Source organism: Cobetia sp. BL01, from assembly GCF_056493605.1.
In genome coordinates this window covers 55,833-71,629 of record NZ_JBVBEE010000006.1, presented here as the reverse complement: position 1 = coordinate 71,629, position 15,797 = coordinate 55,833, and the positions used below count along the sequence as shown (strand labels likewise).

The 15,797-nt window shown below is 63.3% G+C and carries 13 protein-coding genes; 4 read left to right on the top strand and 9 right to left on the bottom strand.

All coding sequences use genetic code 11. From position 1 onward, the window contains the following. Nucleotides 1–80 precede the first annotated feature (80 nt). The 9 genes from bamA to rpsB form a co-directional block, all read right to left on the bottom strand. Complete coding sequence (bamA, locus tag ACZYGA_RS12035; RefSeq protein WP_170877460.1) at nt 81–2,417, bottom strand: outer membrane protein assembly factor BamA; 2,337 nt, start codon at nt 2,415–2,417, stop codon at nt 81–83. A 258-nt stretch (nt 2,418–2,675) separates the two neighbouring features. After that, nucleotides 2,676–4,031 carry a sigma E protease regulator RseP gene (rseP, locus tag ACZYGA_RS12030; RefSeq protein ID WP_404626298.1) on the bottom strand — a complete coding sequence of 452 codons (1,356 nt, stop codon included), beginning with the start codon at nt 4,029–4,031 and terminating at the stop codon, nt 2,676–2,678. A gap of 88 nt (nt 4,032–4,119) precedes the next feature. Continuing rightward, nucleotides 4,120–5,340: a 1-deoxy-D-xylulose-5-phosphate reductoisomerase gene (gene ispC, locus ACZYGA_RS12025; RefSeq protein ID WP_084209578.1), complete on the bottom strand. Its 1,221-nt coding sequence runs from the start codon at nt 5,338–5,340 to the stop codon at nt 4,120–4,122. Nucleotides 5,341–5,351: 11 nt separating this feature from the next. Beyond that, nucleotides 5,352–6,155, bottom strand: coding sequence for a phosphatidate cytidylyltransferase (locus ACZYGA_RS12020; RefSeq protein ID WP_084207817.1), 804 nt, complete (start codon nt 6,153–6,155; stop codon nt 5,352–5,354). Beyond that, nucleotides 6,155–6,898, bottom strand: coding sequence for a polyprenyl diphosphate synthase (gene uppS / locus ACZYGA_RS12015; RefSeq protein WP_084207816.1), 744 nt, complete (start codon nt 6,896–6,898; stop codon nt 6,155–6,157). The genes ACZYGA_RS12020 and uppS overlap by 1 nt, the downstream gene beginning before the upstream one ends. 55 nt (nt 6,899–6,953) lie before the next feature. Beyond that, nucleotides 6,954–7,511, bottom strand: coding sequence for a ribosome recycling factor (gene frr / locus ACZYGA_RS12010; RefSeq protein ID WP_077377825.1), 558 nt, complete (start codon nt 7,509–7,511; stop codon nt 6,954–6,956). Between the two features lie 4 nt (nt 7,512–7,515). Next, a complete protein-coding gene (gene pyrH / locus ACZYGA_RS12005) occupies nt 7,516–8,253 on the bottom strand; it encodes a UMP kinase (protein ID WP_240499639.1) in 738 nt (245 codons plus the stop codon). Between the two features lie 115 nt (nt 8,254–8,368). Then, entirely contained in the window at nt 8,369–9,238 is an 870-nt protein-coding gene (gene tsf, locus ACZYGA_RS12000; protein ID WP_065392492.1) for a translation elongation factor Ts, read from the bottom strand. Between the two features lie 179 nt (nt 9,239–9,417). Further along, entirely contained in the window at nt 9,418–10,152 is a 735-nt protein-coding gene (gene rpsB / locus ACZYGA_RS11995) for a 30S ribosomal protein S2 (protein WP_065392491.1), read from the bottom strand. Nucleotides 10,153–10,468: 316 nt separating this feature from the next. Here rpsB and map point away from each other — a divergent pair, with 316 nt between their 5' ends. From map to ACZYGA_RS11975, 4 genes are all read left to right on the top strand, one after another. After that, nucleotides 10,469–11,260 carry a type I methionyl aminopeptidase gene (gene map, locus ACZYGA_RS11990; protein WP_077378170.1) on the top strand — a complete coding sequence of 264 codons (792 nt, stop codon included), beginning with the start codon at nt 10,469–10,471 and terminating at the stop codon, nt 11,258–11,260. A gap of 5 nt (nt 11,261–11,265) precedes the next feature. Then, a complete protein-coding gene (locus tag ACZYGA_RS11985) occupies nt 11,266–13,977 on the top strand; it encodes a [protein-PII] uridylyltransferase (protein ID WP_077377823.1) in 2,712 nt (903 codons plus the stop codon). A 163-nt stretch (nt 13,978–14,140) separates the two neighbouring features. After that, nucleotides 14,141–15,340 (top strand): succinyldiaminopimelate transaminase, encoded by a 1,200-nt coding sequence (gene dapC, locus ACZYGA_RS11980; RefSeq protein ID WP_404626292.1) that lies wholly within the window; start codon nt 14,141–14,143, stop codon nt 15,338–15,340. An 84-nt stretch (nt 15,341–15,424) separates the two neighbouring features. Next, nucleotides 15,425–15,781 carry an ArsC family reductase gene (locus ACZYGA_RS11975; protein WP_043333033.1) on the top strand — a complete coding sequence of 119 codons (357 nt, stop codon included), beginning with the start codon at nt 15,425–15,427 and terminating at the stop codon, nt 15,779–15,781. The last annotated feature ends 16 nt before the right edge of the window (nt 15,782–15,797 follow it).

Here is a 15,797-nt window from a genome sequence, read left to right as displayed (position 1 = left end):
CGCCAGAACAGGAACGGCGGCGCCGGCAGCGGGGACATGACGCCACATCGGTTGCCCACCGGTGTGGCGTCATGTCCGCCTTAGAAGGTCTGGCCCAGTGAGAACTGGAAGATCTCGGTGTCGTCGTCGTCATCGTCACCGATGGGCTGCGCGACACTGAAGGTCAGCGGGCCAACCGGCGTGATCCATGACAGGCCGATACCGGCGCTGTAATTCAGATCGCCGAGGTCCACGCCACTCTCACAGGAACTGGAATAGCTGGAGCCGACATCGTAGCAGGACGTCAGATAGGTATTCCCCGCATCCACGAAGAACGACGGCTGGACGCTGCGCTTGTCCTTGACGAAGGGCATCGGGAAGATCAGGTCGATCCCGCCCTCGACCAGAATGTTGCCGCCCAGGGTATCGTCATCACCGTCATCGACCTCGGTGGATGCCTGACCCAGGGTGTTGGAGCTGTAACCACGCACGCTGCCCAGACCACCCGCATAGAAGTTCTTGAAGAACGGGTAGGTATCGCCGGAGAACGAATTGGCATAGCCAAGTTCGGTCCGGAACTTGAGCGACCAGTCATCATGCAGTTCGAACAGCTTCTGCCCCTTGTAGCGGAACTTGTAATAATCCGCATCGGAGCCGGGCACTGCCACTTCCAGTGACAGCAGCTGCGAGCTGCCCGCCGTGGGCAGGATGCCGCGGTTGAGATTGTTGCGCGACCAGCTGGCGGTCAGCTTGTAGAGGTTGAAATCCTCGCCCTCATCACTGATGTACTGCGTGACCTCGGCGGGGCTGTCATCGAAGTCCTTGACGCGCACGAACTCGTAACCGGCACCGAAATTCAGGCGCGACAGTTCGTTGATCGGGTAACCGAAGTTGATGCCACCGCCGAAGCTGTCGGTCGCGTAGCTGGCGACATCGTCATCATCGTCGTAATCCACCTTGCGGTAGAACAGGTTGTAGCCACGCGAGATGCCATCCAGTGTCCAGTACGGGTCGGTATAGCCGAAGCTGACATTGGTGTAGTCATCGGACTTCTGGGCATTGATGTTGACTTCGTTGCCGGTGCCCAGGAAGTTCTTCTGCGACAGCCCCACCCCGTAGATGACCCCGTCACCCTGAGAGAAGCCGACCGACGCCGAGATCGAGCCCGACGGCTGTTCCTCGACGTTGTAGTTGACGTCCAGCTGGTCCGGCTCGCCGGCGACCGGACGCGTGTCCACATCGACCTGCTTGAAGAAGCCGAGACGCTCGAGCTTCTGCTTGGATTGCTTGATCTTGTCCGTCGAGGCAGGCGCACCCTCGAGCTGGGTCATCTCACGACGCAGCACCTCGTCCGCCGTCGTGGTATTGCCCTTGAAGTTGATGCGACGCACGTAGGCGCGCTTGCCGGGGTCGACCGCAAAGGTCAGATCCACCGTCTCGCTCTCTTCATTGACCTCAGGCACGGCGTTGACCTTGGCGAAGGCGAAGCCGTCGGCTCCCAATGCCTGACGCAGGGCCTCGCTGGAAGCCGTCACATCACGCTGGGAATAGAGGGCATCCGGAGCGAGCTTGACCAGATCACGCGCCCGCTCTTCCTTCATCTTGATGTCGCCGGCGAAACCGATCTCACCGATCTTGTACGGCTTGCCTTCGTCGACATTGATGGTGACGAAGATCTCGGACTTGTCCGGCGAGATGGACACCTGGGTCGAGCGCACCTGGAAGTTCACGTAACCACGATCCAGATACCAGGACTTGAGCGTCTCGATGTCCCCGGTCAGCTTCTCGCGCGAGTATTCGTCGTCGGAGAACCAGCCGAAGAACCAGCTCGGGCGGTCTTCCAGCTCGAGCTGTTCACGCAGGGTCTCGTCATCGAAGGCGGAGTTGCCGACGATGTTGATCTGGTGGATCTTGGCGACCGCACCTTCCTTGACGTCGATATTGACCTGAACACGGTTGCGCTCGAGGGTTTCCACCGAGGTCTCGATGCGAGCGCTGTAGCGGCCCTGCGCCTGGTAGACGCGCTCCAGCTCACGCTGCATCTCTTCCAGCGTGGAGCGCTGCAACACCTGACCTTCGGCCAGCCCGGCTTCCTTGAGGCCCTTGCGCAGGTCCTCGTCGGGAATCTGCGAGTTGCCGTCGATCTCGATCTTGGAGATCGTCGGGCGCTCGACCACGTCGATGATCAACACATCGCCATCACGCTTGAGGCGGATATCATCAAACAGGCCAGTGTCGAACAGCTGGCGCGCCGCGGAGGACAGATCATCATCCTCGACGGTCTGATCAGCGGAGACAGGGAAGGCGTTGAACACGGTGCCCGCAGACACGCGCTGAAGGCCTTCTACCCGGATGTCGGATACTTTGAAAGACGCGGCCAAGGCGCCTTGACTGGCCCCGAGCAGCGCAGCTGCCAATCCAATGGTCTTGAGTTTCATGCAGTCGCTTCGCTTCTCTGGATTCCGCCCGCTTGGATAAACAGGCACCTTATACACAACCCCTGGCTACTGACAAGACAGCACCCCTGGGGGTCGGCAATCGGGGCCGAAGTCGTGTGGGCATGATGACGGGAGTTGGCCATGTTGGCCAGCCCGTGCAATGAATTGACCCTCATGAGGGGCGACAGTTCAGCTCTGGTTCATCTTGCAGGAAACGCGAGGCAATCCTGAGGCACCCCGTCTTCGCCATCCTGGTGGTTACCACAGACGCATGAGGTCGAAATAGATCGCCATGAACATCAACGACCCGACCAGCGCCATGCCGATCCTGAGCCCGGCATTCTGCACCTTCTCGGACAGTGGCTTGCCGCGCACCGCCTCGACCAGATAGAACAGCAGATGCCCGCCATCCAGCACCGGAATCGGCAGCAGATTCAATACCCCGAGACTGATGGACAGATACGCCATGAAGCCCAGGAAGGCTTCAAGCCCGGAGCGAGCCGTATCACCGGCGATCCGCGCGATGGTGATCGGTCCGGACAGATTGGAGGGCGCGATCAGGCCCACCAGCATCTTGCGGATGGAGTCCAGCGTCAGCACCGTCATCTCGCCGGTCTTGCTCACCGCCTGCCCCACGGCAGCCAGGGGCCCATAGCTGAGCTCACGCTGATACTCTTCCGGCCAGCTGACATTCTCGACACCGGCGCCGACCTGCCCCACGACACGCCCGTCATCGAGCGCATTGCTCGCGGGCGTCAGTGACAGCGTCTCTTCCTTGCCATCACGCGCCACCAGCACGGACAGCGTCTCGCCCGGCGCACCGCGCACCCGCTCGACGAAGTCGATCCAGTCCACCACCAGCACGCCATCAATGCTGACGATACGGTCTCCCGCCTTCAAGCCGGCAGCCTGCGCCGCACCGTCCTCCAGCACTCGCCCCAGCACCGCCGGCAACTGGGGCCGCCAGGCGGTGATGCCCAGCGTGACCAGCGGACGCGGCGGATCCTGATCCACCAGGAAGCGCTCGACATCCAATGTCTTTTCACGCGAGGCACTGGCGCCCGGAGCACGGGTGGTGATCGTCAGCTGGTCGTCCCCTATCGCGCCGATGAGGCGCAGATTGATCGCCTCCCAGCTTGGTGTCGGCTGATCATTGATGGCGACGATTTCCGCATCGGGCGTCAGCCCGGCACGCCCTGCAGGAGAGTCCGGCGCCACCGCTCCGACCATCGGCACCACGGTCGTGGTACCGGCGACGAACAGCGCCCAGTACGCCAGAATCGCCAGCAGGAAATTGGCCAGCGGCCCTGCCGAGACGACGGCGATGCGCTTCCAGACGGACTTGGTATTGAAGGCCAGATGGCGCTCCGACGGGTCGACTGGCCCCTCGCGCTCATCCAGCATCTTGACGTAGCCGCCCAATGGAATGGCCGCGACACCGTATTCCGTGCCGTGGCGGTCCGTCCACGACCAGAACGGCTTGCCGAAACCGATGGAGAAGCGCAGCACCTTGATGCCGCAACGACGCGCGACCCAGAAATGACCGTACTCATGGATGGTGATCAACACCCCCAGCACGACGATCACGGCAAGAATATTCTGGATCACACCCATCACGCGCTCCTGGAAATTGGTGCCCGAGATGGGCAGCCTGCCCTGTCACGCCCACAAGGAAAGTGACAAGACAGTGCAAGATAGGATTTCAGGGCCCGACGAGGGCCAATTGGGCGGCTGCCAACTCACGTGCCGCGGCATCTTCGGACAGGATCACCTCGAGACCATCCACCGCCAGGGGCGGGCGAGCCTGCATGACGGCTTCCACCACCACCGGGATACGATCGAAGGCCAGGCGGCCCTCGAGGAAGGCTGCCACTGCCACCTCATTGGCGGCATTCATCACTGCAGGCCAGGTGCCGCCTGCCGCGATGGCTTCACGCGCCAGACGCAGACACGGGAAGCGCGTCTCATCGGCGGCACGGAAGTCGAGTCGCGCCACCTGGAAAAGATCCAGCGGCTCGACGCCGGCATCGATGCGCTCCGGCCAGGCCAGCGCATAGGCGATGGGCGTGCGCATGTCGGGATTGCCCATCTGGGCCAGCACCGAACCATCACTGTAAGCCGCCATCGAGTGAATGACACTCTGGGGATGCACGACGACCTGGATGTCGTTGGGCCCACAGGCGAACAGCCAGCAGGCCTCGATCAGTTCCAGCCCCTTGTTCATCAGGGTGGCACTGTCGACGGAGATCTTGCGCCCCATCGACCAGTTGGGATGCGCGCAGGCCTCGGCCGGCGTCACCGTCGCCAGGCGCTCGGCAGGCCACTCGACCTCGTCACGGAACGGGCCACCCGAGGCAGTCAACAGCAGCTTCTCGACCCCGATGGGGGCCAGCCCATCGCGATGCTCGGGCGGCAGGCACTGGAAGATGGCGTTGTGCTCGGAATCGATGGGCAGCAGCGTCGCACCATGCTGCTTCACCGCATCCATGAACAACTGGCCGGCACACACCAGCGCCTCCTTGTTGGCCAGCAGGACGCGCTTTCCCGCACGCACCGCAGCCAGAGTCGGCAGCAGCCCGGCAGCACCCACGATGGCCGCCATCACGCTGTCGACCTCGGGGGCCTCGCTGATGTCCACCAGCGCCTGCTCACCGTGACGTACCTCGATGGGCGTGCCCTGGTAGCTCTCGACGCCCTCGAGCGCCTCACCGAGCCACAGCGCCGCCTCGGCGGAGGCGATCACCGCCACCTGAGGTCGATGGACCAGGCACAGCTCCAGCAATGCCTCATGGCGCGTGGCGGCACTCAATGCATGCACCACATAGCGCTCCGGATGGCGCGAGATCACATCCAGCGTGCTGGAGCCGATGGAGCCGGTGGCCCCCAGAATCGTGATGCGCTGCACCGGCGCATTGGAGGACATGTCACCCGCCATCACGCACCACCTCCCAACACCCAGGGCAACAGTAGCGCAAACAACGGCACGGCCGCCGTCAGACTATCGATGCGGTCCATGATGCCGCCGTGCCCCGGCAACAGCTGACTGGAGTCCTTCATCTCACGCTCGCGCTTGAACATGCTTTCCAGCAGGTCTCCCAGCACCGAGACGCCAGTGACGCCCAGTGTGACCAGCAGCAGCGGCAGCCAGTCGGCCTGCCCTGCCAGCGCATAGCCGGTGGCCAGCAATCCGGTGGCGACCAGCCCGCCGTAGACACCTTCCCAGGACTTGCCCGGGCTGACACGTGGCGCCAGCTTGCGCTTGCCGAATCGCTTGCCGGAGAAATAGGCACCGATATCCGCCGCCCACACCATCAGCAGCACGTACAGCAGCCACTCGCCACCGCTGGTCTTGAGCTGGAGAAAGCCGAACCAGGTCGGCAACAGTGCCAGGACCCCGACACCCAGTCGCATGCCGGTGGCATGCCATTCCTGACGCTTTTCGGGGTAATGCATCACCCAGCGCAGATTGACGGCCCATGCCAGCGCCGCCAGATAGAGCGGCCAGCGAGCCTGGGAGGCATCCGCCCACCACACCAGCAGCATCGCCAGCGCCATGCAGGCAGGAAACAGCAGACGCGCCGCGCCGGCACGCACGCCGGCAAGATTGGCCCACTCCCAGGCGGCCAGTGCCACCACGCCCCCGGTCATGACCGCAAAGGCGGCACCGTCGAGGCCAAACAGCCCCCACAGCGCCAGCGGGGCGAGAATGAGCGCGGTGATGATTCGTTGTTTGAGCACTAGAGCCCCTCGGCGTCGAGTTGTTCGCTGGTCATGCCGTAGCGCCGTTGACGCTGGGCATAGGCATCGAGCGCCTCATCGAAGGCCGCCGAGTCGAAATCAGGCCACAGCACCGGCGAGAAGTAGAACTCGGCGTAGGCCAGCTGCCAGAGCAGGAAGTTGGAGATACGCTGCTCGCCACTGGTGCGAATGCACAGATCCACTTCCGGGAGCGAACTCAGACAGACCTCGGCCCCGAGGCGGGACTCGTCGATATCCGCGGCCTTGAGCTCGCCTCGCTCGACCTGCGTCGCCAGACGTCGGGCAGCCTCGGCAATGTCCCAGCGGCCACCGTAGTTGGCGCAGATGACCACATGCATGCCGCGATTGTCGCGCGTCATCTCTTCGGCACTGCGGATATGTTTCTGGATGGAGCTTGAGAAGCGGCTGCGCTCCCCGATCACGGAGAGGCGTATGTCGTGTCGATGAAGCTTCTTGACCTCACGCTTGAGCGCCATGAGGAACAGCTCCATCAGCGCACTGACCTCATTGGCCGGACGCTTCCAGTTCTCGCTGGAGAAAGCAAACAGGGTCAGTACCTCGACGCCCTGCTCGGCAGCGCGACGGATGGTACTGCGGACGGTCTCGGCACCGGCACGATGGCCACGGATGCCAGCCCAGCCGCGGGATTTCGCCCAGCGGTTGTTGCCGTCCATGATGATCGCCACATGGCGTGGCGTGGAGAGGGAATTCGGTGACGTCATGGGGTCTCGCTACGAGCACCGGATGCCGCCGACAGGGTGCCGGCGGCAGACCCGATCAGACCTGCATCAGGTCAGTTTCCTTGTGCTCCAGAGCACTGTCGACTTCCGCCACATACTTGTCGGTCAGCTTCTGGATCTCGTCTTCTCCGCGACGTGCATCGTCTTCGGAGATGTCCTTGTCCTTGAGCAGGCTCTTGATGTCGCCATTGGCGTCACGACGCACATTGCGAAGCGCCACGCGGGCGTTTTCCGCTTCTGCACGCGCCTGCTTGGTGTAACCACGACGCGTCTCTTCCGTCAGCATCGGCATCGGCACGCGAATCACGTCACCGGCGGTGGACGGGTTGAGACCCAGGTCAGAAGTCATGATGGCCTTCTCGACCTTCGGCACCATGGGCTTTTCCCACGGCACGACAGTCAGGGTGCGCGCATCTTCGGTGGTGATGTTGGCCACCTGATTCAGCGGCACCTGGCTACCGTAGTAGTCGACCGTCACGGCATCGAGAATGCTCGGATGCGCACGACCGGTACGAATCTTGCTGAAGGCGGCACCGAGGGACTCGATGGTCTTCTTCATGCGTGCTTCGACGTCTTTCTTGATATCGTTGATCACAATCTTACCCTCTATCAATCAGCGTGCCTTCCTTGCCACCCACCACCAGGTTGAGCAGCGCGCCTACCTTGTTCATGTTGAACACCCGTACCGGCATGTCATGGTCACGCACCAGGCAGATGGCGGTCAAATCCATCACGCCGAGCTTCTGCTCCAGCGCGTCGTCATAACTGAGGCTCTCGTACTTCACGGCATCCGGGAACTTGACCGGGTCCTTGTCGTAGACACCATCCACCTTGGTCGCCTTGATGACGGCATCGGCATCGATCTCGATGCCACGCAGACAGGCGGCGGAATCCGTGGTGAAGAACGGGTTGCCGGTGCCGGCGGAGAAGATGACGACGTCACCCGAGGTCAGATAACGGATCGCGGTACGGCGGTCGTAATGTTCTACCACGCCACTCATCGGGATGGCAGACATGACGCGAGAGCGGATGTTGGAACGCTCCAGTGCATCACGCAGCGCCAGACCGTTCATGACGGTGGCCAGCATGCCCATGTGGTCGCCGGTCACGCGTTCCATGCCGGCTTCCTGCAGGGCCGCGCCACGGAACAGGTTACCGCCGCCGATCACGATGCCGACCTGGACACCGATGCCCACCAGCTGACCGATTTCCAGCGCCATGCGATCCAGCACCTTGGGGTCGATGCCGAACTCGCCATCGCCCATCAGGGCCTCACCGGAAAGCTTGAGCAGTATGCGCTTGTACTTGGCATTGCGTTCAGCGGAAATGGTGGCCATGCGAATTTCTCCTGATACTGACATACGGGGACGGGGCGGCCCGAAGGCGGGGGCCAGATACACGATGGCGTGCGACTAAGCGCACGCCATCGTGAGAAGCGAAAACAGTCAGCCCTTACGCGCGGCTGGCCTGCTCACGGACTTCAGCTGCGAAGTCCACTTCTTCCTTCTCGATACCTTCACCGACTTCCATGCGCACGAAGGATACCACTTCACCGCCGGCAGCCTTGACGAACTCGGCGACGGTCTGGTTCGGGTCCTTGACGAACGGCTGTTCGGTCAGGCTGTTTTCAGCCAGGTACTTCTTCAGACGGCCCTGGGACATCTTCTCGGCGATTTCCGCCGGCTTGCCAGCCATGTCCGGCTGAGCAAGGATGATGGCCTTCTCGGCGTCCATCTGTTCCTGCGGCATGTCTGCCGGACGTGCACAGACCGGGTTCACGGCTGCGACGTGCATGGAGACGTCCTTGGCCGCGTCAGCGGTGCCGCCCTGCAGCAGGGTCAGAGCCGCGATGCGACCGCCGTGGACGTAACCACCGACGACACCACCGGCCGGCGCTTCGACCAGCTCGGCGCGACGCACGGAGATGTTCTCACCGATCTTCTGAACCAGCTGACCACGAGTGTCTTCCAGCTCGCCTTCCATCAGGGAAGCGATATCGGTGTTCTTGGTCTCGAACACGCGGTCGGCGATCAGCTTGGTGAAGGCCTGGAAGTTGTCATCGCGAGCGACGAAGTCGGTCTCGGAGTTGACTTCGACCATCACGCCATAGCTGGCATCGTCGGCGACCTTGATGACGATGGCGCCTTCAGCGGCCACACGGCCAGCTTTCTTGGCGGCCTTCAGGCCGGAGTTCTTGCGCAGGTTCTCGATCGCGAGCTCGATGTCGCCACCGGCTTCGGTAAGAGCCTTCTTGCATTCCATCATGCCGAGCGCAGTACGCTCACGCAGTTCCTTGACCATAGATGCGCTGATAGCTGCCATGGGATGAAACCTCTGTCGTGTCGACGTCTTTGAATACGGGAATTCGGTCACGACCGCTTGAGCGGTCGCAAATGAGGGGGCCGTGGCCCCCTCATTGCCTGACCTGACTGCCGCTTGGCTAGGCCATGCCGCACTTAGTGTAGCGCAGCGTGTGTGACAGTCAGATCAAGCCGCCAGGATCACTCTGCTGCGTCTTCTTCAGCCGCAGTTTCGACGAACTCACCGGCCAGCTCTTCTTCCTTGTTCTTGCCACAGGCGCCTGCAATTGCCTGGACATAGATCTGGATGGCACGGATGGAGTCATCGTTACCCGGGATGACGTAGTCCACGCCGTCCGGGTTGGAGTTGGTATCGACGACGCCGATGACCGGGATGCCCAGCTTGTTGGCTTCGTTGATCGCGATGCGCTCGTGGTCAACGTCGATCACGAACATGGCGTCCGGCAGGCCGCCCATTTCCTTGATACCGCCGATGGAACGCTCGAGCTTGTCCTGCTCACGAGTGGCCATCAGGACTTCTTTCTTGGTCAGCTTCGCGAAGGTACCGTCTTCATGCATCTGCTCGATTTCGCGCAGGCGCTTGATGGACTGACGGATGGTCTTGAAGTTGGTCAGCATGCCGCCTAACCAGCGATGGTTGACGTACGGCTGGCCAGCCTTGCGAGCTTCTTCCTTGATGATCTTGCCGGCAGCGCGCTTGGTGCCCACGAACATGATCTTGTTGCCATTGGCAGCCATCTTCTCGACCACTGACACGGCTTCGTTCAGCGCCGGCAGGGTGTGCTCGAGGTTGATGATGTGGATCTTGTTGCGAGCGCCGAAGATGAACTTGGACATCTTCGGGTTCCAGTACTTGGTCTGGTGGCCGAAGTGTGCGCCTGCCTTGAGCAGATCGCGCATGTTGACTTGCGCCATGTGAATATCTCCTGGATATCGGGTTGGGCCTCCACGTCCCCCATGGATCCGACCGCTTGCGCGGCACCCGGGACCATGTGACGGAACGTGTGTGGATTGGGGTTATGTACGTCAGTCCTTTCAATGTCGCCTCGGCCAGATGCCCGGAGGTGGCCGATCGAGGAGAATTTGCAGGAAAGCGCGCGGCTTTATACCATAGCTCGACCACGATATGAAGTCGCGACTGCCCGACACGGCACGCGATGCGTCGCGCCATTCCCCCGCCACGCGCGGCCTGGCGGCGTTTCATCCCTCTTATCTCCTGCCTCGAGTCCTCATGAACATTCCCATCAAGACAGCTGAAGAAATCGACAAGATGCGCGTCGCCGGCCGTCTGGCGGCTGAAGTGCTGGAGCTGCTCGACGAGCACGTCCGTCCCGGTGTCACCACGGGCGAGCTCAATCGCATCGCTCACCATCACATCACCGAGGTTCAGGGCTGCATTCCGGCACCGCTCAACTACCACGGCTTCCCGAAATCGATCTGCACCTCGATCAATCACGTGGTCTGTCACGGCATCCCCGATGACAACAAGAAGCTCAAGAAGGGTGACATCCTCAACATCGACATCACCGTGATCAAGGACGGCTATCACGGCGACACCTCGAAGATGTACATCGTCGGGGAACCGACCATCCAGGCGGAGCGCCTGTGCCGCATCACCCAGGAATGTCTCTACAAGGGCATCGAGCTGGTACGCCCGGGCGTGCGTCTTTCCGAGATCGGTCGCGCCATCCAGAAGCATGCCGAAGCGGCAGGTTACAGTGTCGTGCGTGACTTCTGCGGCCACGGTATCGGCGCCGGCTTCCATGAGGACCCGCAGGTGCTGCACTATGACGGCTACGAAGCCCGTGCCGACGCCGAGCTCCTGGAAGGCATGTGCCTGACCATCGAGCCGATGGTCAATGTCGGTGGTTACAAGGTGAAGGTACTCAAGGACGATTGGACAGCCGTGACCAAGGACAAGAGCCTGTCCGCGCAGTGGGAGCACACCCTGCTGGTCACCGCCACCGGCGTCGAGGTGCTGACACGTCGCACGGAAGAGGACCTCTCCTTCCTCGAGGGTTGATCACGATGCTCCTGCACCACTACCACTTCGTCGAGCGTGAAGCGCTCTACGATGCCGTCACCTTCGACGGCGAGCTGGCCACGACGAAGACGCCCATCCCGCTGTTCAAGCGGGCTCTGGCACAGGTACAGGAGCGTCTCGAGGCCCGCTTCAAGGCGGGTGCCGACATCCGCGACCTCATCCATGGCCGTGCCCGCGCCATCGATCGCCTGCTGGCCATCGCCTGGCAACGCCAGGCCTGGCCGGATGATGGCATCGCCCTGCTCGCCGTGGGCGGCTATGGCCGCGGTGAGCTGCACCCGCACTCCGACATCGACCTGCTGCTGTTGCTGGAGCAGGACGATGACATGCCCTACCGTGAGGCGCTGTCCGCCTTCATCACCTTCCTGTGGGACATCGGGCTCGAGATCGGCCAGTCGGTGCGCTCGCTGAGTGACTGCGAACGTGAGGCCCGTGCCGACGTCACCGTGATCACCAACCTGCTGGAATCCCGTGTCATCGCCGGCCCGCAGCGGCTGCGCGAGGCCATGCGCGAGCGCCTGGGTACCGACCGTCTGTGGCCGGCCGAGGCCTTCTTCGAGGCCAAGTGGCAGGAGCAGATCGCTCGCCACCACAAGTTCGCCAATACCGAATATCACCTCGAGCCCAACATCAAGTCATCCCCCGGTGGCCTGCGCGATATCCAGATGATCGGCTGGGTCGCCAAGCGTCACTTCGGGGTCGAGCGCTACGACAACCTCGTCGAGCTGGGCTTCATGAATGACGCCGAGCTGCGCATCCTAAGCCAGGGGCAGGCCTTCCTGTGGCAGGTGCGCTTCGCGCTGCACATGCTGGCCGGGCGCGCCGAGGACCGGCTGCTGTTCGACCACCAGCGCACCATCGCCGAGCTGTTCGGCTTCCAGGACACGCCCGAGCACCTGGCGGTCGAGCAGTTCATGAAGCGCTACTATCGCCACGTCACCGCCCTGGCGGGCCTCAACGACATGCTGCTGCAGCACTTCGATGAGGCCATCCTGCGCCATGACGAGCCGGTCAACATCGTGCCGCTCAATCCGCGCTTCGAGATTCGCAGCGGCTACATCAGCCTGCGCGAGGAAGGCGTGTTCCGCCGTCGCCCCGCCGCGCTGCTGGAGCTGTTCCTGTTGATGGCGCAGCACCCCGAGATCGAGGGCGTGCGCGCCGACACCATCCGCGCACTGCGTGATCATCGTCACCAGATCGATGACGCCTTCCGTGACGACGTCCGTCACCAGAGCCTGTTCATGGAGCTGATGCGCTCCGGCGGCAACGTGCCACGCGTCCTCAAGCGCATGGCGCGCTACGGCATCCTCGGCAAGTATCTGCCGGCCTTCGGTCGTGCCGTCGGCCTGATGCAGCATGACCTGTTCCACGTCTACACCGTCGATGCCCACACCCTGCGCCTGCTCAAGGTCGCCCAGGAATTCCGCGCCCCTGACGCGGAAGAGGAATTCCCCGTCGCCGCCGCCTTGATCCGTGAACTGCCCAAGCTGGAATTGCTGTGGATCGCGGGGCTCTATCATGACATCGGCAAGGGACGCGGCGGCGATCACTCCGAGATCGGCGCACTGGAAATCGAGGACTTCGCCCGCCGTCATGATCTCAGCCAGCGCGACACTCGCACCTTGAGCTGGCTGGTGCGCCACCATCTGCTGATGTCGATGACCGCACAGAAGCAGGACATCGCCGACCCCGAGATCATCACGCGCTTCGCCGAGATCGTCGGCGACGAGACGCATCTCGACTACCTCTACGTGCTGACGGTGGCCGACATCAATGCCACCAACCCCTCGCTGTGGAATGGCTGGCGAGCGGCGCTGCTGCGTCAGCTGCACATGGAGACGCGCCGGGCGCTGCGACGGGGCCTGGAGCATCCGCCGGAACGCCACGAATGGATCGCCGAGACCCGCGAGGAAGCCCTGTCACTGCTGGCCGGCATGGGCACCTCACGCAGCGACGCCGAAGCGCTGTGGGCCAGCCTCGGTGACGACTACTTCGTACGCTACGCGCCCAGCGAGGTGGCCTGGCACACCCAGGGCATCCTGGCACGTCAGGCATCGCCCCAGCTGGACGAGCATGGCGAACCTCTGCCGCTGGTGCTGACCAGTGCACCCACCGAAGAGATGACCGAAGGCGGCACCAAGGTCTTCATCCATACCCGCTCGGTGGACAACCTGTTTGCCGCCACGGCGGCGGCACTGGAGCAGCTGGGGCTCTCGATCCACGATGCACGCATCGCCACCTCGAGCCACAACTGGACGCTCAACACCTTCATCCTGCTCGATGACGACGGTGAGCCGATCCGCGATGCCGCACGTCTCGCCGACATCCGCACCCATCTGGTCGAAGAGCTGGATGATCCGGATGACTACTCGGTGATCGTCAACCGTCACACGCCGCGTCAGCTCAAGCATTTCCGCATCGCGCCACGCATCACGCTCAGCCAGGACTACACCAATGGCCGCAGCGTGCTGGAAGTGATCGCCTCTGACCGCCCGGGTCTGCTGGCGCGCATCGGCCGCGTGTTCATGGAGCACGAGATCGCCATCGATGCCGCCAAGATCGTCACCCTGGGCGAGCGCGTCGAGGATATCTTCTTCATCACCGACCGCGCCGGTGAGCCGATCACCGACCCAGAGCGCCAGACGCGCCTGCGTGACGCCCTGACCGAAGTGCTCCAGGTCGGCGAGCGCGGCTGACGCGTCGCGCAGGCATGAACAGCGAGAGGCCGCCGGCACCCCGCGATTGAGGGGACCGGCCGCCTTCCCTATAATCGCGAGTCGACCTGCATGGCAGTCCGGCGGACTCGCGGACGCCTTCCTTCCTGCTCGGCCGGCAACGGCCATCACCCATGGAACGTGCATGAACCCGGATCTCGACCAGCTCAAGCCCTACCCGTTTGAAACCCTGGCCAAGCTGCGCGAGGGCGTCGTCCCCAACCCCGCTCTGGACCCGATTGCGCTGACCATCGGCGAGCCGCGTCACGCGCCCCCCGAGTTCGTGCTCGACACCCTGCGCGAGCACATCATGGGCGTGGCCAAGTACCCCGCCACCGGCGGCCTGCCGGAATTGCGCTCCGCGATCGCCAGCTGGCTGGAGAAGCGCTTCTCGCTCAACGCCACCCCGGATATCGACCAGCAGGTCCTGCCGGTCACCGGCACCCGCGAGGCACTGTTTGCCTTCATCCAGGCCTCGCTGGACAGCACGCGTCCGGCGCGCGTGCTGGTGCCGAACCCCTTCTATCAGATCTACGAAGGCGCGACGCTGCTGGCCGGCGGCGAGGTCACCTACCTGCCCTGCCCCGCCGAGAACGGCTTCCGCCCCGACTACGCCGCGGTGCCGGCCGAGGTATGGCGTGACACCCAGATCGTCTTCGTCTGCTCGCCGGGCAACCCCACTGGCGCGGTGACGCCGCTGGCCGACTTCCAGCAGCTGATTCGCCTCGCTGACGAGCACGACTTCCTGATCGCCTCCGACGAGTGCTATTCGGAGCTCTATCTCGACGAGTCCACGCCGCCGCCGGGCCTGCTGCAGGCCTGTGCCGCCATGGGCCGCGATGACTACGCGCGCTGCGTGGTCTTCCACTCGCTGTCCAAGCGCTCCAACCTGCCGGGCCTGCGCTCCGGCTTCGTGGCCGGCGATGGCGAGGTGATCCGTCGCTTCCGTCACTACCGCACCTATCACGGCTGCGCGATGCCGCTGCACCACCAGCACGCCTCCATCGCCGCCTGGAATGATGAAGCCCACGTGCTGGCCAATCGCGACGCCTACCGCGAGAAGTTTGCCGCCGTGACCGAGATCCTCGCGCCGGTGATGGACTTCCCGACCCCGGAAGCCAGCTTCTATCTCTACCCGGCCGTGCCGGGCGGGGATGACGCCGCCTTCACCCGCGAGCTGCTGCGTGAAGAGGCCGTCGGCGTGCTGCCGGCAAGCTACATGGCGCGTGAGGTGGACGGCGTGAATCCGGGCGCCGGACGCATTCGTCTGGCGCTGGTGGCCGAACTGGAACAGACCGTCGAAGCCGCCCGGCGCCTGCGTCGCTTCGTCGAACGCCTGCGCTGAGCGCCAGGCTTGCACGGGCTGACAGCAGCCCAACACTGGATGACAGCCCCGCCCGGCGGGGTGGATTGGCTCAAGGAGACCGCCATGCACGTGCTCTACGGCATCAAGACCTGTGATACCTGCCGCAAGGCGCGCCGCGCCCTCGACGACCGGGGCGTGCCCTATCGCTGGCATGACCTGCGTGAGGATGGCCTCTCCGCCAGCCTGCTGGAATCCTGGCTGGAGCAGACCGCCTGGAGCAGCCTGCTCAACAAGCGCAGCACCAGCTGGCGCAACCTGAGCGATGAACAACGTGACAGCCTCGATGCCAACTCGGCACGTGCATTGATGCTGGAGCACCCGACCCTGATCAAGCGTCCCATTCTCGAGCGTCATCCCGCCGACAATGAGATGGATCTGGTGATCGGCTATGACAAGGCGGTCTACGAACCGCAGGACTGAGCTACCCCTTACACCA

Coding starts and splice junctions, on each gene's coding strand:
- bamA (WP_170877460.1), bottom strand. CDS start 2,417: ATGAAACTCAAGACCATTGGATTGGCAGCTGCGCTGCTCGGGGCCAGT.
- rseP (WP_404626298.1), bottom strand. CDS start 4,031: ATGGGTGTGATCCAGAATATTCTTGCCGTGATCGTCGTGCTGGGGGTG.
- ispC (WP_084209578.1), bottom strand. CDS start 5,340: ATGTCCTCCAATGCGCCGGTGCAGCGCATCACGATTCTGGGGGCCACC.
- uppS (WP_084207816.1), bottom strand. CDS start 6,898: ATGACGTCACCGAATTCCCTCTCCACGCCACGCCATGTGGCGATCATC.
- pyrH (WP_240499639.1), bottom strand. CDS start 8,253: ATGGCCACCATTTCCGCTGAACGCAATGCCAAGTACAAGCGCATACTG.
- tsf (WP_065392492.1), bottom strand. CDS start 9,238: ATGGCAGCTATCAGCGCATCTATGGTCAAGGAACTGCGTGAGCGTACT.
- rpsB (WP_065392491.1), bottom strand. CDS start 10,152: ATGGCGCAAGTCAACATGCGCGATCTGCTCAAGGCAGGCGCACACTTC.
- map (WP_077378170.1), top strand. CDS start 10,469: ATGAACATTCCCATCAAGACAGCTGAAGAAATCGACAAGATGCGCGTC.
- ACZYGA_RS11985 (WP_077377823.1), top strand. CDS start 11,266: ATGCTCCTGCACCACTACCACTTCGTCGAGCGTGAAGCGCTCTACGAT.
- dapC (WP_404626292.1), top strand. CDS start 14,141: ATGAACCCGGATCTCGACCAGCTCAAGCCCTACCCGTTTGAAACCCTG.
- ACZYGA_RS11975 (WP_043333033.1), top strand. CDS start 15,425: ATGCACGTGCTCTACGGCATCAAGACCTGTGATACCTGCCGCAAGGCG.